Genomic DNA, 19254 nt, shown 5'->3' on the forward strand with positions numbered 1-19254 from the left:
TCCCCAAGCAAAAGCCGAGCCTAGCACCGCCCCCGCGCAGCGGCCATCGGGGCTCACCATAAGCTGCGCCTATACAACCAGTGCAATCTCGTCTTGGCCTCGCGGGATCGATGTGCGTACCGTTCGGTCCATGCCATCCCCAACCCAGGAAGACAAGTGACGCCCTCCCGCATTGCCGCCCGCGTGCGGCGCATCAAGCCCTCGCCCAGCACCTCGGCCGCCGACCGCGCCAACGAGCTGCGCCGCCAGGGCAAGTCGATCGTGAACCTGGTGGTGGGCGAGCCCGACTTCGACACGCCGGCCCACATCCGGCAAGCTGCCGCCGCCGCCATCGAGAAAGGCGCGACGCGCTACACCCTGATGGCCGGCACGGTGGAGCTGCGCCAGGCCATCGCCGCCAAGCTCGAGCGCGAGAACGGCCTGCACTACGCGATGAACGAGATCATCGCCACCAGCGGCGCCAAGAGCGCGATCTACAACGCCTTCGCCGTCACGCTGGAGCCGGGCGACGAAGTCATCGTTCCCGCACCCTACTGGGTGTCGTACCCCGACATGGTGCTGGCCTGCGAAGGCACGCCGGTCACCGTGGCCTGCCCCGAGAGCGACGGCTTCAAGCTGACGCCCGCGCAGCTGGAGGCCGCGATCACGCCGCGCACGCGCTGGCTGCTGATCAACTCGCCGAGCAACCCGACCGGCGCGAGCTACACCGCCGACGAATACCGCGCGCTGGCCGAGGTGCTGCAGCGCCATCCGCAGGTGATGGTGATGACCGACGACATCTACGAGCACATCCGCTTCGACGGCCAGCCGACGCCGCACCTGCTCGCGGTGGCGCCCGCGCTGCGCGAGCGCACGCTGGTGGTCAACGGCGTCTCCAAGACCTATGCGATGACGGGTTGGCGCATCGGCTATGCAGCCGGTCCGGCCGACCTGGTCCAGGCGATGGACACGCTGCTGTCGCAGTCCGCCGGCAACTGCTGCTCGGTGAGCCAGGCGGCCGCTGCGGCGGCGATGAACGGCGACCAGAGCTTCGTGGCCGAGAGCGTGGCCGTCTACAAGCAGCGCCGCGACCGCACCCTGGCGCTCGTCAACGACATCTCCGGCCTGAGGTGCACTCCGCCGCCCGGCGCCTTCTACCTCTACATCCACTGCGGCGGCCTGATCGGCAAGACCACGCCAGAGGGCAAGCGGCTGGACGAAGACGGCGACGTGGTGATGTACCTGCTCGAAAGCGAAGGCGTGGCCGTGGTCGCGGGCACCGCCTACGGGCTGTCGCCGTACTTTCGTCTCTCCATCGCCACCGCCATCAAGACGCTGGAAGAAGGCTGCATGCGCATCGCGCGGGCCGTGGCCGCCCTGCGCTGACGCGCTTCCGACTCATCGAGGAAACCATGCCCTACAAAGCCATCCGCAAGAATCCTTCGGCCGCACCGGTCGCCCCCAAGATCCTCGCCGCGCTGCGGGAGATTCCTGTTGCGGCGCTGAGCGACAACATGCACCGCAACATCGGCAGCACCGGCCTGCATCCCTACCACCGCCCAGCCACCCGGACCATGGCGGGCACGGCCGTCACGGCACGCTCGCGCGGAGGCGACAACCTCACGTATCTGCGCGCCCTGGAGTTCTGCCGGCCCGGCGACGTGCTGGTGATCGATGCCGGCGGCGACCTCAACAACGCGGTGGTGGGCGGCATCCTCTCGTTCTACGCCGCGCATATCGGAACCGTGGGCGTGGTGATCGACGGCGCGATCCGCGACGTGGCCGAGATCCGGGCACGCGAGTTCCCGGTCTACGCGCGCGGCGTCACCCACCGCGGTCCCTACAAGGACGGCCCTGGCGAGATCAACGTGCCGGTGTCCGTCGGCGGGATGGTCGTCAATCCCGGCGACATCGTGGTCGGCGACCAGGACGGGCTGATGGCGTTTGCGCCGGACGAGGCCGAGCTGCTGATCGAGAAGGCGCGCGCGCACCTGGCGACGGAAGCAGAGACCATCCGCGCCATGAAGGAAGGCCGCTGGGACCGCGCCTTCATCGACGTGCTCGAGGCGCGCTGCGCCAACTGAATCACGCGTGCCGCCAGATGGTTCTGATGTTTCGGTAGGTTGTTCGGCGGGGGCGGCGAAGCATCGCTTCCTTCCATAGGTTCAACCTATGGATCGATCGGGATTTCGCATTTTTCAACGCGAGCGCGCATTCCCAGAATGACAGGACGGTGACAACGCCGTCTCTCTCCATATGTCTTCAGGAAAGTACCTCGCCTCATGTCGGACCGCGATAGCACGCCAGGCGCCTGGCACCTGACGCCCAGCGCCTACCTCGCCGGCCGCAAGGCCGCCTTCGGCCTGCCCGGGCGGCCGGCGTCGCTCTACGTCACGATGCGCGACGGCTGCCGCATCGCGCTCGACTACTACCTGCCCCAGGCCCGCGATGGCGCGCAGCCGCCCGCCCGCCTGCCCACCATCGTCATCTTCACGCCTTACTACCGGCGCTTCGTGACCATCGACCCCACGGTGGAGGCCAGCCCCAACTGCGGCCGCTACCGCGATTTCTTCGTGCCGCATGGCTACGCCGTGGTGGTGGTGGACGTGCGGGGCACCGGCGCGAGCTTTGGCACGCGCGACGCATTGCGCTCGCCGAAGGAGCGCGATGACTACGGCGAGATCGCCGAGTGGATCGTGCAGCAACCGTGGAGCGACGGGCGCATTGGCTCGACCGGCATTTCGTACCTGGGCGCGGCGGCGGTGTTCCTCGCCAGCACGCGGCACCCCGCGGTCAAGGCCATCGCACCGCTGTTCGCCGTCACCGACATCTACACCGACCAGCTCTACGTGGGCGGCGTGCTCTCCACCATCTGGACCGGTCGCTACGACGAACTCATGGTCGCGCTCGACCAGGACGACCGCCCCGCTCTTGCCAAGTTCGCGTACTACGGCAATCCGCTGTTCGCGGGGCCGCAGCCGGTGGACGCCGATGCCGATGGCCACCTGCTGGCCCAGGCCCTGCACCAGCACCGCAGCAACTGCCGGCTGAACGACATGGCCCGCGAGCTCCCGTTCCAGCACGATGGAACGCTGCATGACCCCGCATTGACGCTCGACGTTTGCAGCCCCGGCCACTATGCACGGCAGATCCCCGAGGACGTGGCGATCTACTCCATCTCGGGTTGGTACGACGGTGCCGGCTACAGCAACTCGGCGATCACGCGCTTCCTGACACTGCCCAGGCACCAGCACCGCCTGCTGCTCGGCCCCTGGGACCACGGCGCCCGCAGCAACGTCTCACCCTGGCGCGAGCAAACCGGCTCGGACTTTCCGCTGCTGGCCGAAGTGCTGCGCTTCTTCGATCACCACCTGCGCGGCATCGACACCGGCCTGGACAAGGAGCAGCCGGTGCACTACTTCACCATTCACGACGAGAAGTGGCAGGCCGCCGATGCATGGCCGCCAGTCGCGGGAACCCGCCGCGTCCATCCCGATGCGGATGGCGTCCTGGCGCTGCACGCCCCGGCCACCCCGGGCCGCGATACCTACCAGGTCGACTTCTCCGTATCGACCGGCCGCCAGACGCGTTTGGAACGGCTGGGCGCCGTCGGCATCGAGCACTACTACCCCGACTGGACCGAGCGCCAGGCGCAGTACCTGCACTACACCAGCGCACCGCTGGCCGCGCCCGCCGAACTGACCGGCCACGTGAGCGCGAGCCTGCTGCTCGCATCGTCGGAGACCGACGCGGCCGTCTACGTCTATCTGAGCGAGGTGCTGGCCGACGGCAGCTGCCGCTACGTCACCGAAGGCCTGCTGCGGGCGCTGCACCGCGAGGGCTTGTCGCAATCGCCGGACTACGTGGCGAGCTGGCCCGTGAACACCTGTGACCGTGCCTCGGCCCGCCTGCTCGTGCCCCACGAGCCCGCGCGCCTGAACTTCGCGCTGCTGCCGGTGTCCTGGACCTTTGCCGCGGGCAGCCGCATCCGGCTGTCCATCGGCGGCAGCGACGAAGGCCACGGCCCGCAGGTGCCGCACGGGCGGCCGCCGCGGCTGGAGATTCTTCGCGGCGCCGACGCCAGCTGGTTCGATCTTCCGCTGCGCAGCGCGCTGAAGTAGCACTGTTCTTCCCTTTTCTTCGACATACCAAGAGAGAGGCACGCCATGGCCCACGACATCACCCGCCGCTCGTTCGTTCCCATGCTGGCACTGGCCGGCACGGCGCTCCTGTCCGTGCCCGTCGCAGCCCTGGCCCAATCGCCCTGGCCCGCGCGGCCGGTCAAGCTCGTGGTGCCGCAGGGGGCGGGATCGGGCTCGGACGTGATCGCGCGCCTGCTCAGCGACCGGCTCGCCCAGCAGTTGGGCCAGGCCGTGGTGGTGGAGAACAATCCGGCGGCCAACGGCCTGGTGGCCCTGGGCGCCGTGGCCAAGGCGCCCGCCGACGGCTACACGCTGGTGCTTGCGGGCGTGTCGCAGATCGCCTTCAACCCGGCCCTGTACAAGAGCCTGCCCTACGACCCGCTGAAGGACTTCACTTTTCTTGCGCCGGTTGCCGACACCCCCTTCGTGCTGGTGACGAGCAACAGGAGCGGCATCAAGACCTTCGCGCAGTTCCTCGAACAGGCGAAAGCGAAGAACGGCGAACTGACCTTCGGCAGCGCCGGCATCGGCAACTCCACGCACATCGCGATGGAGCTGATCGCGGCCACCGCAGGGGTCAAGCTGATGCACGTGCCCTACAAGGGATCGGCCGCGGCGCTCACGGCCGTGCTGGCGGGCGAGGTCGACGCCATGGTGAGCGTGGTCGGAGCGGCCCTGCCGCAGGTGCAGTCGGGCAAGGTGCAGGCGGTGGCGGTGCTCGGCGCCAGCCGCGTGCCGCAGTGGCCCCAGGTGCCGACGGTGAAGGAAGCGGGGCTGAACGTGCCGCCGATGCCCGGCTGGTACGCCATTGCCGGCCCGGCGCGCCTGGACCCGAAGATCGTTGCCACCTTCAACGCCGCGCTGCAGAAGGTGATGGCGGACCCCGCCGTCAAGGCCCGGTTGGCCGAACTCTCGCTGCCGGCCATGAGCGGCGGCGAAGCGGAGATCCGCCGCCGCGCCATCGACGACCAGGCTTTCTGGGGCGCCTTCATCACCAAGAACAACATCCGCGTCGAGTAGGAGAAGCTTGTGGACAGACGAAGCGCCCTCCTCTGCACCGTTGCTTTGCTGGGCTGCTGGGGCACCGCGGCCAACGCACAGGACACCTATCCCCATCGCCCGGTCAAGCTGATCGTGCCCTTCTCCGCGGGCGGTTCCACCGACCTGGTGGCGCGCCAGCTCGCACAGGAGATGACCGTGCGGACCGGACAGCCCTTCGTGGTCGACAACAAGCCCGGCGCGGGCAGCACCATCGGCGCCGACTTCGTCGCCAAGGCGCCGGCGGACGGCTACACGCTGCTGCTGGGCACGATCAGCTCGCATGCGACGGCGGTGGGCCTGTATCCGAAGCTGCCGTACGACCCGCTGAAGGACTTCGCGCCCATCACCGAGATCACCGCCATCCCGAACGTGATCGTCACCAGTCCGCAGAACCCCCGGCTGGCCAACGTGCGCTCGCTCGCGGACCTGGTTGCGGCGGCAAAGAAGGCGCCCGCACTGACCTACGCGTCGAGCGGCTCGGGCAGTTCCAATCACCTGGCGACCGAGTCGTTCAAGTCGGCCGCGGGCATTGCGCTGAACCACATCCCCTACAAAGGCTCGGGCCCTGCGCTCACCGACGTCAGCGCCGGCCACGTGGACCTGATGCTCGATGTGGTGCTGACCTCGCTGCCTCACATCAAGGCGGGCCGCCTCAGGGCGCTGGGCATCACGAGCCTGCGGCGCTCGCCGCTGCTGCCCGACGTGCCGACCGTCGCGGAGCAAGGCTACCCCGGCTTCGAGGTGCTGGGCTGGTATGGCCTGTTCGCGCCGGCCGGCACGCCGCCGGCCGTGCTCGAACGGCTGGGCCGGGATTTCACTGCCGTGCTGCGCAGCGACAGGATGCGCGCGACGCTGGAGTCGCAGGGTGGATCGGCCATTGCAAGCACGCCGGCCGAATTCGGCGCGCTGATCCGCACCGAGATTGCGCGGTGGAAGAAGGTGGTCGAGCAATCCGGCGCCAAGCCCGATTGACTGCATCCATGCTTGATCCCCTCATGCAGGCTGCCGAGCGCGCCGAACGCGAACTGGGCTTGGTGGCGCTGCCCGCTGTGCTGGCGGCGCAGCGCGCGGACGATCCGGCGCTGGCGCTGTTCCAGGCGCTGGATGCCGGCCTGGCGCGCGCACCGGGCCACCTGTTGCTGACGGTGCTCGTCTACCACCGCGAACTCGGCGAATCGCAGCGTGCCTACAGCAGCCGGCCCTTGGAATACCCCATCGGCGGCCGCAAGACCCTGGGCCAGGCGCCGCGCATGCGCCATGTGCTGGCCTCTGGCGAGCCATTCATCGGCCGCAGCCGCCAGGACATCGTCGACAACTACGCCGACCACGCCACGCTGCTGGCGATGGGCTGCGAGAGCATCGTCAACATGCCGGTGCGCTGGGGCGCGCAGGTGCTGGGCACCGTCAATCTGCTGCACGCGCGGGGCCGCTACGCCGAGGCCGACCTGCCGCGGATTGCCGCCTGGGCGCAGCTGTCGGCGCCGGCTTTCCTGGCGACGCTTCTGCATCGCTGAACAGCCGCACGCCCTTCCAGCGCTTGCTTGCGATCTCCTCCTCGATCACCCGCAGCAGCAGTTCGCGCACGCATTGCACGGCGGGGCTGCGCGCCGCCGAAACCGACAGGCTCAGCGACAGCTCGCGCAGCAGCGGCCGCCCCTTGATGGGCACGCCGCGCACGCGGCCGTGCTGCTGCGCCAGCGCAAACGCCGCGGTCGGCAGCACCGTGGCGCCCAGCCCGCGCTCGACGGCAAGGATCAGGATTTCCACCGCGCTGGTTTCGGCCACCAGGCGGAACTTCAGCTGGCGATCGCGCAGGAGCCGCTCGGTGGCCACGCGCACGGAGTTCGGGTGCGTGGGCAGCAGCAGCGGCAGCTTGGCGAAGGCCTCGATGCCGAAGGCGCGCGGTGCCGTCTGCGATGAAGCCACCACCACGAACAACTCTTCCTCCAGGATCGGCTCGATGCGCAGGCGCGAATCGGCACGCGCATCCATCGTGATCGCCAGCGCCAGCCGGTCGGCCGCCACCTGCCCGGTCAAGTCTCCGCTGGAGGCCTCCACCAGTTCCAGTTCGATCAGTGGATAGCGCTGCTGCAGCCGCTCCAGCAGCGGCGCGGCCAGGATGCGCGAGGTGCTGGTCGGGAAGCCGATGGCCACCCGGCCGGATGGCGACTCGCTCTCCTGCCGGATGGCCGAGCGGGTGTCTTCGAACTGCCGCAGGATGGTCTTGGCGTGGCGATAGAGCAGTTCGCCGGTGGCCGTGGCCCGCGTGCCGTGGACGCTGCGCTCCAGCAAGCTCACGCCGAGCTCCGACTCCAGATTGGCCATGTGCTGGCTCAAGGAGGGCTGGGCGATGAAAAGCGCCTCCGCCGCGGTCGTGATGTTCTTGAGCTCGACGACCTTGACGAAATAGCGCAGCTGCCGGATGTCCATGTGGAAGTATTGCGTGCAACAGAGCTGATTGTCGAAATCTCGAATCCTTTTTTGTCACGTTGCAGTTCCCCCGACGGTGCCTTCGTGCCATAAAGCCGCACAGTGAGAACTTCAAGACACCGATCCCTGCGCGCCGGCCTTGCCGCGGCTGCGGCGTTCGCCGCCCTGGCTGTTTTGAGCGGTATTGCCTACGAGCAGATCGGCCGTTACCGCGCGGCGCGGGACTTCCCAGCGCCCGGAAAGATGGTCGACATCGGCGGGCGAAGGATCCAGCTGGACTGCCGGGGCGCCGGCTCACCCACCGTCGTGTTCGAAGCGGGCCTGAGCGTCGATGGCTCGTTGAGCTGGACGGCCGTGCAGCCGAAGATCGCCGCGCACACGCGCGCATGCGCCTACAGCCGCGCGGGGGTGATGTGGAGCGATCCTTCGAACGCTCCTCCCGGCGCAGCGCAGGCGGCGCGCGACTTGCGCACCGCATTGGCCAACGCGGGCGAACGCGGCCCCTTCGTGCTGGTCGGGCAATCGCTCGGCGGGCTCTACAGCCTGGGCTTCATCCGGGACTTCGGCGCCGAGGTGGCGGGGCTGGTGCTGGTCGATCCGTCGCATCCGGAGCAGGTCAAGCGTGTCGCGAGCTTCATGACCGAATCGCGATCGATGCGCTCCCGCATCGGCGTGGCGCTTGCGCCGTTTGGCGTGCTGCGCGCGGCGGCCCCGGTGCTGCTGCCGCAGGCGCCGCATCGAAGCGCGCGCGAGATGCAGGCGATCCGCGCCTTTGCGCCCAAGTCGCTGCGCACGCAGCTCGCGGAAAGCGATGCGACCGACGCCTCGCTCGCCGAGGCCAAGGGTTTCCGCGACCTGGGCGAACGTCCGCTGGTGGTGCTGACCGCGATGGCGCCGTACACCGCCGCGGAACTGCGCGGAATGAAGATCACGCCCGAGCAGGGGCTGCAGGTCCAGGCGCTCTGGAAACACATGCACGAGGAGATCGCGGCCTGGTCCTCGCGCGGCAGGCATCTGCTCGTGGCAGATGCCGGGCACGACATCCAGCTCGACCGGCCGCAGGTGGTGGTCGATGCGGTGCTGTCCGTTGTCGAAGCGGTTCGCGCCGATGGCCGCTGACGTCGATCAGATCAGGCCCGCCGCCAGCACAACGCTGACGCGCTGACCAGGCAGAGCGCGACGAACACGGCAGGACGCAAAGACTGCCGCGAAAACGCACGGGCATGCCATGGTGTTTCTCGGCGGCATCGGCGTGCTGATCGACAACGTCACGATGGGAATCGGCATCGGGTTGGCGCTGGCCATTGCCTTTTCGCTGGCCTGCGGCAAGAAGGACGACTGACGGCCAGTGCGCCTAGACCGCCGGCTGGACGAAGGGCCCGGCCTTCTCCAGAAAGACCTTGTGCCTCGCGTCGAGCTCTTCGATGTCTCTTTGCAGCTCGGCCTTGTCGTACGGCTCGCCGGCGGCAATGGCCGTCATCCAGCGGTCGAACTTGTCGCGCTCCGAACGCCACGCGTCGTACGCGACCCGGAGTTCGTCCCATTGAATGGTCATGTTAGGCATGCGCCCGGGCGTCCGCAAACAGCCTGACCATCTCGCGGTCGAAGACCGGCAGATCCTGGGGCTTGCGGCTCGTGATCAGGTTGCCGTCGACCACCACCTCGCGGTCCACCCACTTGGCGCCGGCATTCGTCAGGTCGGTGCGCAGCGAAGGCCACGAGGTCATCGTGCGGCCTCGCACCGCATCGGCCTCGATCAGCGTCCACGGTCCGTGGCAGATCGCGGCCACCGGCTTGCCGGCCTTGATGAAATCCCGGACGAAGGCGACGGCCTCCTCGTTGATGCGCAAGGCATCGGGGTTCACGACGCCGCCGGGCAGCACGAGCGCATCGAACTCGTGCGCGGCCGCCTGCGGCAGCGGTATGTCGACATTGAACTCGTCGGCCGGCTTGTGGTGCTTCCAGCCGCGCACGGTGCTGTCCTTCGGCGAGACGATTTTGGTGGCGGCGCCCGCCGCATCGAGCGCCTTGCGGGGTTCCGTCATCTCGGCTTGCTCGAAGCCGTCGGCCACGAGAATGGCGACCTTGGCGCCATCGAGTAGGGTTTTGCTCATGTGGAATCCTTTCGGCCGTGTTTTCGAAAGAAGGCAGCGGCCGGTCGTTGCTGTTCATTGGGGGGATGTGGTGCGCTTTTCATGCCATGCGCCTTGCCCACGGGCTTCGCTCATTGGCTGTGCGCCGGCCTGTCCGATCCCATGCCTGTCGTGCTCGCTCGATTCCGCAAGAGCACCGTCGGGGTCCAGAGGAGCGCACCACATCCGATACCAGACTGCGCCGCCGCATGGCCGCCTTCTGTCAGCGGGATGCGAAAGCGCTGTAGGAATTGCGCCGACGGCGGCGCTCAGGCGGGCTCCGAAATCTCGCACAGCGCTTCGGCCGCGGGAGCCGGTTCGGCTTCCCTGACCGCAATGTCGCCCAGCGCCACGATGCCCACCAGGCGCTTGTCGCGGCTGACGATCGGCAGCCGCCGGATCTGGTACTCGCCCATGATCGCGACCACGCGTTCGACCGGCTCGTCTTCGTAGGCCCACCGGATGCGGTCGGACATCACGTCGCGCACCTTGGTGTCGCCGCCGCGGCCTTCGGCCACCGCGCGCACGGCAATGTCGCGGTCCGAGATGGACCCGATCATCCGGTCGTTCTCGCCGACCGGCATCATGCCGAAGTCGCCGTCGCGCATCTGCCGCGCGGCCTCGGCAATCGTCGCATCGGGACTGATGACTTGCACGTCCCGGCTCATCACATCCTTGATCGTGTGCATGGAAGTCTCCTTGAGGTTTGGCCCATGAGGGACTATGCGAACGCTTGCCGATTTTCTTCTGTAGGACTTGGCCTTCCACGCACGTGATCGGCCTCGCTGACGGATCCGGTTGCTCACGGCGTCCGCGCCCGCGCTGGCCCGGCACGCCAGGGCCCCATCCAAGGAGCGCACTGCGGCAGAGCGCTCGGCAGCGGCGCGCAAGGCGGCGCAGACCAGGAGCCCCGCCGAACGCTCGCATGCCGCCCGCAAGGCTGCACGGACGCGCGCCGCGCACCAGGCCGGCAAGTGACGGCGGGCAGCTTGCATTCGACAGGAAGGCCGATTGGCCGAGGTCAATGGCCGAGCGGAGTCACGCGGGGCGCGTGGTGCGGCAGCCATGCAATCCATGAGGGATACCACCGCAGCAGGTGAAAGACGACAAGGCTGCGCACCAGCCGCCAGCTGCTCCATTTGCCCAGGTCCGCGGCCTCGATCCGCTTGCAATGGCTGCTCATGCGCTCGAGCCGCTCGGACAAGGCACGGTTGAATGCCTGGTCATGCACCACCACGTTGGCCTCGAGATTGAGCGCCAAGCTCAGCGGATCCAGGTTGCTCGAGCCCACGGTGCTCCAGCAGTCGTCCGTGAGCGCCACCTTTGCATGCATCGGCCGCTCGCAATATTCGAAGATGCTCACGCCGGCAAGCAGGAGGTGGTGGTACAGCATGCGGGCCGCGACCCTGACGATCGGTATGTCGGGCTCGCCCTGAAGGATCAGGCGCACGTCGACGCCTCGCCGCGAAGCGTTGCGCATGTCCTGGATGAGGCGGTAGCCGGGAAAGAAATAGGCATTGGCGATGACGACGCGATGCCTCGCGCTGCGGATGGCCACGCGGTAGTGGCGCTCGATGTTGTTCGTGTGGCGCCAGTTGTCGCGTGTGACGAGACACACTTCGGCTTCGCCGGCACGTGCATGGCCGCCGGCGCGGCCGGCGCTTTCCGGCTGGGGCTCCGACGGCCCGGGGCGAAGGCTGCGCACGCTTTGCGCCTTCTTGTCGGCAGCAATCGCGTGCGCGGCGAAACGGCGGATCACCTGCACGATCGGCCCATTCAGTTCCACCGCGTAGTCCTGCTTGGCCGTGTCTCCGAAATCGAGCAGCTGATCGGCGGAAAAGTTGATGCCGCCGACGAATGCACACGCATCATCGACAACCACGATCTTGCGATGCATCCGGCGAAGCAGGTTCAGCCGCTGCCCCAGGATGCTGTGGCCCGGATCGAACACCCTGAGCCTGACGCCGGCCGAAGCCATCCCGTCGATGAACGCCTCGGACAAATTGGGTGAGCCGAAGCCGTCGATCAGCACGTCGACCCGGACGCCGCGCCTGGCGGCCGAGCACAGGCACGCATGCAGTTCCGTGCCGACCTTGTCTTCGTACAGGATGAAGGTCTCGATGATCACCTCGCGCTGCGCGCGCCGCACGGCCTCGAACACGCGCGGAAAGAACTCCTCCCCATTCTCCAGGAGGGAGACCCGGTTGCCTGGAACCCAGCGAGATCGGGCAAGGCCTCTTGCGGATGTGTTCTTCATGGCCAGGGCCGGGCAGTTCGTCTGGAGCGAGCGGGGCCCGTGCGCAACTGGACCTCACCGGGCCTGGTAGCCCAGGCAGTGCTCGAAAAAAGCATCGAGCTCGGTGGACTTGTCGAAGACCGCATCGGCGCCAAGCGCCAGGCAGCGGCGGCGCATTTCGGCGCTCGGGTAGTTCGTCAGAACGATCAGATGCTTGTCTTTGGAGCGGCCCTGGCAGGCGCGGATGACCGTCAGACCCGAGCCCTCTCTGAGGAAGAGGTCGACGATGACCAGTTGCCAGGAGCCATGCAGCGCGAGGGCGTCGATGGCCCCTTCAGCCGTCTCGGCGCTCGCCACGACGTGGACGCCGGCCAGTTCTTCCAGCGCAGGAATCAGATTGTCCCGGATCGTCCGGCTGTCCTCGACAAGGATCGTAGTGAGTGGCATGCATACGCTTTCGGCGTCTGGAGGCCCTTGGACAACGGAACGCAACCACCAATCGGTTCTTTTTACGGCCTGGGTTTCCCTGTCCTTGTAGGCAGGCTTCTCGACTTGGGGGCGGTGCTCAGGAAGCGCGCCGCCGATGAGCCTTATGGCGCCTTCTTGTTGCTTTCGGATTCCAACGCTTCGGCGACCTTCTCCAGCAGATCGACAGACTTCGAGAGCTTCTTCTCGATCTCATCGGTCTGTTCGATCGCACGGTCGAGGTCGTCGCTGCGCACGTCCCGGGCAACGCCCTTGTCCAGAACCACGTGAACGAGAGCGAGTTCGTCCGCGGCTTCCTCCACCGTTTTCTTTACCTGCTTGCTTTCGTCCAGAGCGCGTTCGACGGCACGGCTGCTGCTACTCTCAGGCGCTTTAGCGTTGGGCATACCGATCTCCTTGCGAGTACGAGTACGCTTTCATCGTATACCGGCGCCGCCGAAGCGTCGACAAATGGGTAGGCCGCCCTATACCCCGAGCGCCTCCAGCGGCCCGAAGAACTCATAGCGCAACTGCTGCTTGGGCACGCCGAGCGCAAGGCCGCTCGCATACACCGCCTTCATGAAAGGCTTCGGCCCGAGAAAGTAGAGGTCGACGTCGCGGTCGGCCGGCAGCTGCTGCGCGAGCAGCTCGCGCGTGACGAAGCCGGTCGCATGCGGCTGGTCGGATTCGCGTGGCGCATCGTAGACATAGAGCGGCTTCACGTTGGCATGCTGCGCCGCCAACGCATCGACGCGCGAACGGAACGCGTGGGCGCCGCCATGCCGCGCGGCATGAATGAAGTGCACCGGCCGGCCGGTGTGCGCCACCGACTCGAGCATGCTCATGGCCGGCGTGATGCCCACGCCGCCCGTCACCAGCACCAGCGGGCGCACATGCTCGCCCGCGGGCTGCAGCACGAAGTCGCCGCAAGGCGCCTGCACACGCAGGACGGTGCCCACCGTCGCCGCTTCGTGCAGCCAGTTCGAGGCCCGGCCCCCCTCCTCCTGCTTGACGCTGATGCGGTACCAGGGCTTGCCGGGCGCGTCGGACAGCGAGTAGTTGCGCCGCAGTGGCTCGCCATCGATGTCCAGCACCAGCGTGAGGTACTGGCCCGGCGAGAACGCGAGCAGCGGGCCGCCGTCGGTGGGCTCCAGGTAGAAGGAGGTGATGACTTCGCTCTCGGCCTCGCGCCGCGCCACGCGGAACTCGCGCTCGCCGCGCCAGCCGCCGGTCTGCGCGGCGTTGGCGCGGTAGACCTCTTCCTCGGCGGCGATGAGCAGCGCCGCGAGCGATTGATAGGCTTCGCCCCAGGCCGCGATGATCTCGTCGGTCGCCGCATCGCCGAGCACATCCTTGATGGCCTGCAGCAGGCAGCCGCCGACCACCGGGTAGTGCTCGGGCAGCACGCCCAGCGCGGCGTGCTTCTGGATGATGCGCGGCAGCGCGCCGGCAATCTCGTCCAGCCGGTCGATGTGCGTGGCATAGGCCAGCACCGCGCCCGCCAGTGCACGTGCCTGGCTGCCCGCGGCCTGGTGCGCCTCGTTGAAGAAGGCCTTCACCTCCGGATGGGTCTCGAACATGATCCGGTAGAAGTGGCTGGTGATGGCCTCCCCGTGCGCCTGGAGCGCGGGAACGGTGGCTTTGACGATGGCGATGGTTTGCGGGGTCATCTGTGGCTTTCGGGGTCGGCAGTTGAGATGTCCTTCTCCTCTCACGATCCGTGCCAGTCGGCGGCCGCGCGCAAGTGCCTGCCAGCACTGGGGTTTTCGATGCGTGGTCAAATTCGCAACAAGATTCACGTTGTATTTATGACCACATCAAGTGTCAATTTGACCGCCGTCGAAGCGAATGCGGCCACCGAGGGCCCGCGCTACCGGTCGCTCCTTGCCGCGGCGCGCGGCCTTGTGCGATGCGATGCGGCCGCGCTGCTGCGGCTCGACGGCGATGTCCTGCGGCCGCTGGCCGTGGACGGCCTGAGCGACGAAACGCTGGGGCGGCAGTTCCCGGTGGCCTCGCATCCGCGCTTCGCCCGCCTGCTCGAGAGCGGACGCGGCCTGCGCTTCGCGCACGACTGCGGCCTGCCCGACCCGTACGACGGCCTCGTCGCGGGCCAGCCGGGCATCCTGCCCGTGCACGACTGCATGGGCGCGCCGCTGCGGCTGCGCGGCGCCGTCTGGGGCCTGCTGACGCTGGACGCGCTCGAGGCCGGCACCTTCGAGGCCGTGGGTCCGGCGCAGCTCGACGCGCTGGTGGCGCTGGTCGAAACCGGCATCGAGGCCGCCCACACGATCCAGGAAATGGAAGCGCGCGCCATGCGCGAGCAGGCCGTCGCGCAGGCCCTGCGCTCGGGGCGCGGCGCCACGCGCGAACTGCTCGGAAGCAGCTCCGCGATGAAGCAGCTGTGCAGCGAGATCGACACCGTCGCGGTGTCCGACCTCACGGTGCTGCTGCTCGGCGAGACCGGCGTGGGCAAGGACCTGGTGGCGCAGCGCCTGCATGCGCGCTCGCGCCGCTCCGACCAGCCGCTGGTGCAGGTGAACTGCGCAGCGCTGCCCGAGACCCTGGCCGACAGCGAGCTCTTCGGCCACAAGCGCGGCGCCTTCACCGGCGCGGTGCAGGACCGCAGCGGCAAGTTCGAGATCGCCGACGGCGGCACGCTCTTTCTCGACGAGGTCGGCGAACTGCCGCTGACGGTGCAGGCCAAGCTCTTGCGCGTGCTGCAGAGCGGCGAGGTGCAGCGGCCCGGCAGCGATCGCACCTTGAAGGTCGACGTGCGCGTGATCGCGGCCACCAACCGCGATCTGCCCGCCGCGATCGCGCAGGGCCGCTTCCGTGCCGACCTCTACCACCGGCTGTCGGTCTATCCGCTGGTCGTGCCGCCGCTGCGCGAGCGCGGGCGCGACGTGGTGGCGCTCGCGGGCGGCTTTCTCGAAGAGAACCAGCATCGCCTGGGCGCGCGCAACCTGCGGCTTTCGCCGGCCGCCAAGGCCGCCCTCCTCGCGCACAGCTGGCCGGGCAACGTGCGCGAGCTCGAGCACGTGATCAGCCGCGCATCGCTGCGCGCCTTCAAGGAGCAGCGCCGCGGCGCGCGCTGGACGGCGATCGAGCCGCATCACCTCGCGCTGGAGGCTTCGGGCAGCCCCGTGGTGCCGCCATCGGCGCCGTCTGCACCGGCGCCAGCGGGCAGCCATGCGAGTCTTGCTGCCACCGGCGGCGGCACGCTGCGCGAAGCCACCGAGGCGTTCCAGCGGGCCTGGCTCGCCGATGCCCTGGCGCGGCATCGCGGGCACGTGGCCAATGCCGCGCGCGAGGCCGGCATCGACCGCAGCAACTTCCACCGGACGCTGCGTAAGCTCGGCGTGCCGCGCCCGGACAGTGCGCCCTGAACGGCCGATCGCCGCTCCCCATTTTGTGGGAGTGTTAACCGTTACCAATCTCCACACAATCAGACGAAATTTCGACAAATAATTACTTGACGCAACGAAGCTGCCGGAAGCCGAGAAGTTCCAGCAAGAGACAAGCTCGGTACTGCGAACCCATTTGGAGCTTGTCTTGGAAAACCTGTTTTCAAGTTGCCCGTGCGGCTTCGGCCACCTGAAGCGCCTCCAGCGGCACCTGTGGATGCGTCTGTTTCCTTCGCGACGGCTGTACCGCTGCGCCCAATGCGGCCGGTTGCAACTCGCTTCCCGGAAAGCCGTTGAACAAGCGATTGCCACGCGCCTGGCCCAGGAAGCGACGCATCGGCGGCCTCAGGAGGCGAATCTGAATACCGCATACGGCCCTGCGCATCGAGGAAGTTGAAGCTTCTTCAATCAACCTCCCTAAGACCGCCGATCGCTACCTGCTTGTATTCAATAACTCGATAAGCTGCCTGTAGCCTTCGGCTTTTCTCTTGGCTTCATTGATCGCGCTAGTCAACGATTTCTGATTTTCGAAATCATTGCCACGAAGCGATTTAAGTTGTTCTTCCCGGCGCTGAACGTCTTCGGTTTGCACGAGAAGATACCCTTTGACATCCTTGGCGGAGAGCGGCGGAGTGTCGTTCATGGGCGACGGCACGCCGTGCCCCATCAGCCAGCGCACCATTTCGATATTGCCCCTCGAGCTGCGGACAGGCCGCGCGCCGGCGTTGCAGCGCACGCGGCATTCTAGGGACCGGTCTTGCGCCGCTTTGCGGGCGGCGGCGGCTCACCGGATGCCGATCACGGAGCGCCGTCGAGCAGCCATTGCGCGAGCGACTGCAGGTCGGCGTCGGGCACCCGGCCTTGCGGCGGCATGGGCATGGCGCCCCACTTTCCCGAACTGCCGGCCTTGATGCTCGCGGCCAGCTGCGCCGCGCTGGTCTTTCCGTCGCCATACCGTGCGCCGATGTCCTTCCACGACGGACCCACCACCTTGGCTGCGGGCTGGTGGCACGCGACGCAGGCGTACTTCTGCGCCAGTGCCTGGCTGGCTGCCGCGTGATCCGGCCACACTGCGCTCGCGCAGAGCCCGAGGACCAGGGCGACAGAGGCCGCGGCGTGCTGCTTGCGCAGGTCAATCATCGTGTGCCTTCCTTCGCTCATGCCAGGTTGAAAGGCAGCTGGCGCAACGGCTTGCCGGTCAGCTGCGCGATGGCGTTCGCGAAGGCCGGCGCCAGCGGCGGCAGGCCCGGCTCGCCGATGCCCTTGGGCGGCTCCGCGCTCGGCACGATGTGCACGGCGAACTCGGGCATGTCGGTGATGCGCGCCACGGTGAAGTCGCCGAAGTTGCTCTGCTGCACTTCACCGTTCTTCAACGTGATGGCCGCACCCGGCAGGCACATCGACAGGCCCATGACCGCGGCGCCCTGCACCTGGGCTTCCACGCTGCGCGGATTGACGGCCAGGTTGCAGTGCACCCCGGCGGTGGCGCGGTGCAGCACCGGCTGGCCATCCTTCACCGAAGCCTCCACCACGTAGGCCACCACGGACTCGAAGGATTCGTGCACGGCCACGCCCCAGGCACGGCCGGTGGGGAGTTTCTTCTTGCCGTAGCCGCTCTGGTCGACGGCGAGCTGCAGCGCGGCGCGGTGGCGCGGGTGCTTGTCGCCGAAGAGCTGCATGCGGTAGGCCACCGGGTCCTGCTTCGTGCTGCGCGCGACCTCGTCGAGCAGGGTCTCCATCACGAAGGCGGTGTGGGTGGAACCCACGCTGCGCCACCACAGCACCGGCACGTTGAGCTTGGGGTGGTGCACGGTCAGGCGCATCGGCAGCGGATAGGGATCGCGCATGCCCTCGACGGCCGTGGCGTCGATGCCGTTCTTCACCATCGAGTCGCCGAACACCGTGCCGGTGGTGATCGACTGGCCCACGATGACGTGGTCCCAGGCCAGCACCTTGCCGCGCTCGTCGAAGCCGATGCGCGCGCGGTGCAGGTGCATGGGACGGTAGTAGCCACCCTTGACGTCGTCCTCGCGGCTCCACAGCAGGCGCACCGGCGCATTCAGGCCGGCGGCGCGCGCGGCCTTGGCGATCTCGCAGGCCTCGACCACCACGTCGCTCGAACCGACGAAGCGCCGGCCGAAACCGCCGCCCGCCATCTGCACATTGACCGTGACCTGCTCGGGCTTGAGGCCGAGCACGCGCGCCGCCGCGGCGCCGTCGAGCCCGGCGCTCTGCGTGCCGACCCACAGCTCGGCGCTGTCGGCCGACAGCTTGACGGTGCAGTTCAGCGGCTCCATGGGCGCGTGGGCAAGATAGGGGAACACGAACTCGGCTTCGAGGTGCCTGGGCGCCTTGGCGAGCGGCGCCATGTCGGCGTCGAACTTGCGCGGACCTGGCTTGGCGGCCAGTTCACGGTACTGCACCAATTGCTTGTCGCTGTCGACCTTCTCGACGGCGCCCGTGTCCCACTGCAGCTTGAGCGCATCGCGGCCCAGCTTGGCGGGCCAGTAGCCGTCGGCCACCACGGCCACGCCCTCGGCGCCGCGGTCCAGCGGCACGCGCAGCACGGCCTTCACGCCCTTGACGGCGCGCGCGGCACTGTCGTCCACCGAGGCGAGCCGCGCGCCGAACACCGGCGGATGCGCCACCACCGCCGTGAGCTGGCCGGCATGCTTGACGTCGATGCCGAAGTCCTGCCGGCCGCTGCTTTTGGCGCGCGCGTCCAGCCGCGTGGTCGGGCGGCCGATGATCCTGAAGTCCTTCGGGTCCTTCAGCGTGACCTTCTCGGGCACCGGCAGGGCCATGGCGGCTTCGGCCAGTTCGCCATAACCCAGCTTGCGGCCGTTCGGGCCCAGCACGGTGCCAGCCTGCGTGCGCAGCGTGGCCACGTCGACGTTCCAGCGCGCCGCGGCCGCCGACAGCAGCATGGCGCGGGCGCGCGCGCCCAGTTCGCGGTACTGCGTGAAGCTGTTCTTGATCGAGTTGGAGCCGCCCGTGAGGTGCATGCCGAAGACGGGGTCGTGGTAGGCGGGGTCGTTGGTGCCGCTCTTGCTGCGCACCATGCTCCAGTCGGCATCGAGCTCCTCGGCCAGGATCATCGGCAGGCCCGTCTGCACGCCCTGGCCGAATTCCAGCCGGTTCTGCGTCACGGTGACTTCGCCGTTGGGGGCGATCTGCACGAAGGCCGAGGGCTGCTGCGTCGGCTTGAGGGCGCCGGCCGCCGCTCCCTTGCCGGTGGCCTGCGCCATGGCCATGTGGGGAAAGGCGCCGAGCGCAAGGCCGCCGGCGCCGGCCAGCTTCAGGAAGCTGCGGCGCGGCAGCGCGGCGGTGTCTTCGGGTTGCTGCTGGCTGGCGGCCATCAGGCGTTGCAGGGCGCGCGGCAGTTCGCTGGGATCGATATGGGTGGGCAGCATGGCGGACGCTCC

The 19254-nt window shown here is 68.2% G+C and carries 20 protein-coding genes; 8 read left to right on the forward strand and 12 right to left on the reverse strand.

Going from position 1 to position 19254, the window contains the following annotated elements:
• Positions 1-156 precede the first annotated feature (156 nt).
• The 6 genes from QFZ47_RS00430 (at position 157) to QFZ47_RS00455 (ending at position 6676) form a co-directional block, all read left to right on the forward strand.
• Positions 157-1365, forward strand: coding sequence for an aspartate transaminase (locus tag QFZ47_RS00430; RefSeq protein WP_307653737.1), 1209 nt, complete (start codon positions 157-159; stop codon positions 1363-1365).
• Positions 1366-1391: 26 nt separating this feature from the next.
• Positions 1392-2063, forward strand: a complete 672-nt coding sequence (locus QFZ47_RS00435; RefSeq protein WP_307653738.1) for an RraA family protein — start codon at positions 1392-1394, stop codon at positions 2061-2063.
• Positions 2064-2261: 198 nt separating this feature from the next.
• Positions 2262-4100 carry a CocE/NonD family hydrolase gene (locus QFZ47_RS00440; RefSeq protein ID WP_307653739.1) on the forward strand — a complete coding sequence of 613 codons (1839 nt, stop codon included), beginning with the start codon at positions 2262-2264 and terminating at the stop codon, positions 4098-4100.
• Between the two features lie 45 nt (positions 4101-4145).
• Positions 4146-5141, forward strand: a complete 996-nt coding sequence (locus QFZ47_RS00445; RefSeq protein WP_307653740.1) for a Bug family tripartite tricarboxylate transporter substrate binding protein — start codon at positions 4146-4148, stop codon at positions 5139-5141.
• A 9-nt stretch (positions 5142-5150) separates the two neighbouring features.
• Positions 5151-6134 (forward strand): Bug family tripartite tricarboxylate transporter substrate binding protein, encoded by a 984-nt coding sequence (locus QFZ47_RS00450; RefSeq protein ID WP_307653741.1) that lies wholly within the window; start codon positions 5151-5153, stop codon positions 6132-6134.
• 8 nt (positions 6135-6142) lie between these two features.
• Complete coding sequence (locus tag QFZ47_RS00455; protein WP_307653742.1) at positions 6143-6676, forward strand: GAF domain-containing protein; 534 nt, start codon at positions 6143-6145, stop codon at positions 6674-6676.
• Here QFZ47_RS00455 and QFZ47_RS00460 read toward each other — a convergent pair.
• On the reverse strand, positions 6567-7592 hold the full coding sequence (locus QFZ47_RS00460; protein WP_307653743.1) for a LysR family transcriptional regulator: 1026 nt from the start codon (positions 7590-7592) through the stop codon (positions 6567-6569). The two genes, QFZ47_RS00455 and QFZ47_RS00460, sit on opposite strands and share 110 nt — an antisense overlap.
• Before the next feature lie 102 nt (positions 7593-7694).
• Here QFZ47_RS00460 and QFZ47_RS00465 point away from each other — a divergent pair, with 102 nt between their 5' ends.
• A complete protein-coding gene (locus QFZ47_RS00465) occupies positions 7695-8711 on the forward strand; it encodes an alpha/beta fold hydrolase (RefSeq protein ID WP_307653744.1) in 1017 nt (338 codons plus the stop codon).
• Positions 8712-8946: 235 nt separating this feature from the next.
• On the opposite strand, the gene QFZ47_RS00470 is transcribed toward QFZ47_RS00465, so the two are convergent.
• From QFZ47_RS00470 to hmpA, 7 genes are all read right to left on the reverse strand, one after another.
• Positions 8947-9147 (reverse strand): hypothetical protein, encoded by a 201-nt coding sequence (locus tag QFZ47_RS00470; RefSeq protein WP_307653745.1) that lies wholly within the window; start codon positions 9145-9147, stop codon positions 8947-8949.
• Position 9148: 1 nt separating this feature from the next.
• Positions 9149-9706: a type 1 glutamine amidotransferase domain-containing protein gene (locus tag QFZ47_RS00475; RefSeq protein WP_307653746.1), complete on the reverse strand. Its 558-nt coding sequence runs from the start codon at positions 9704-9706 to the stop codon at positions 9149-9151.
• 287 nt (positions 9707-9993) lie between these two features.
• Positions 9994-10413, reverse strand: coding sequence for a CBS domain-containing protein (locus QFZ47_RS00480; RefSeq protein ID WP_307653747.1), 420 nt, complete (start codon positions 10411-10413; stop codon positions 9994-9996).
• Between the two features lie 332 nt (positions 10414-10745).
• The gene (clsB, locus tag QFZ47_RS00485) at positions 10746-11981 is read right to left on the reverse strand and encodes a cardiolipin synthase ClsB (RefSeq protein WP_307653748.1); all 1236 of its coding nucleotides are present in this window, start codon (positions 11979-11981) and stop codon (positions 10746-10748) included.
• 54 nt (positions 11982-12035) lie between these two features.
• Positions 12036-12407: a response regulator transcription factor gene (locus QFZ47_RS00490; RefSeq protein ID WP_307653749.1), complete on the reverse strand. Its 372-nt coding sequence runs from the start codon at positions 12405-12407 to the stop codon at positions 12036-12038.
• 143 nt (positions 12408-12550) lie between these two features.
• The gene (locus QFZ47_RS00495) at positions 12551-12832 is read right to left on the reverse strand and encodes a hypothetical protein (RefSeq protein WP_307653750.1); all 282 of its coding nucleotides are present in this window, start codon (positions 12830-12832) and stop codon (positions 12551-12553) included.
• 78 nt (positions 12833-12910) lie between these two features.
• Complete coding sequence (hmpA, locus tag QFZ47_RS00500; protein ID WP_307653751.1) at positions 12911-14095, reverse strand: NO-inducible flavohemoprotein; 1185 nt, start codon at positions 14093-14095, stop codon at positions 12911-12913.
• 138 nt (positions 14096-14233) lie between these two features.
• On the opposite strand from hmpA, the gene norR reads away from it, so the two are divergent.
• A complete protein-coding gene (gene norR, locus QFZ47_RS00505) occupies positions 14234-15811 on the forward strand; it encodes a nitric oxide reductase transcriptional regulator NorR (protein WP_370880547.1) in 1578 nt (525 codons plus the stop codon).
• A 181-nt stretch (positions 15812-15992) separates the two neighbouring features.
• Here the strand turns inward: norR and QFZ47_RS00510 are convergent, their stop codons facing one another.
• The 4 genes from QFZ47_RS00510 to QFZ47_RS00525 form a co-directional block, all read right to left on the reverse strand.
• Positions 15993-16166: a hypothetical protein gene (locus QFZ47_RS00510; RefSeq protein ID WP_307653753.1), complete on the reverse strand. Its 174-nt coding sequence runs from the start codon at positions 16164-16166 to the stop codon at positions 15993-15995.
• A gap of 96 nt (positions 16167-16262) precedes the next feature.
• Positions 16263-16511 (reverse strand): hypothetical protein, encoded by a 249-nt coding sequence (locus QFZ47_RS00515; RefSeq protein ID WP_307653754.1) that lies wholly within the window; start codon positions 16509-16511, stop codon positions 16263-16265.
• A 116-nt stretch (positions 16512-16627) separates the two neighbouring features.
• Entirely contained in the window at positions 16628-16969 is a 342-nt protein-coding gene (locus QFZ47_RS00520; protein WP_307653755.1) for a c-type cytochrome, read from the reverse strand.
• Between the two features lie 17 nt (positions 16970-16986).
• Positions 16987-19242 carry a xanthine dehydrogenase family protein molybdopterin-binding subunit gene (locus QFZ47_RS00525; RefSeq protein WP_307653756.1) on the reverse strand — a complete coding sequence of 752 codons (2256 nt, stop codon included), beginning with the start codon at positions 19240-19242 and terminating at the stop codon, positions 16987-16989.
• Positions 19243-19254 lie beyond the last annotated feature (12 nt).

It is taken from the genome of Variovorax paradoxus (genome assembly GCF_030815975.1).
GTDB classification, from domain to species: domain Bacteria; phylum Pseudomonadota; class Gammaproteobacteria; order Burkholderiales; family Burkholderiaceae_C; genus Variovorax; species Variovorax paradoxus_N.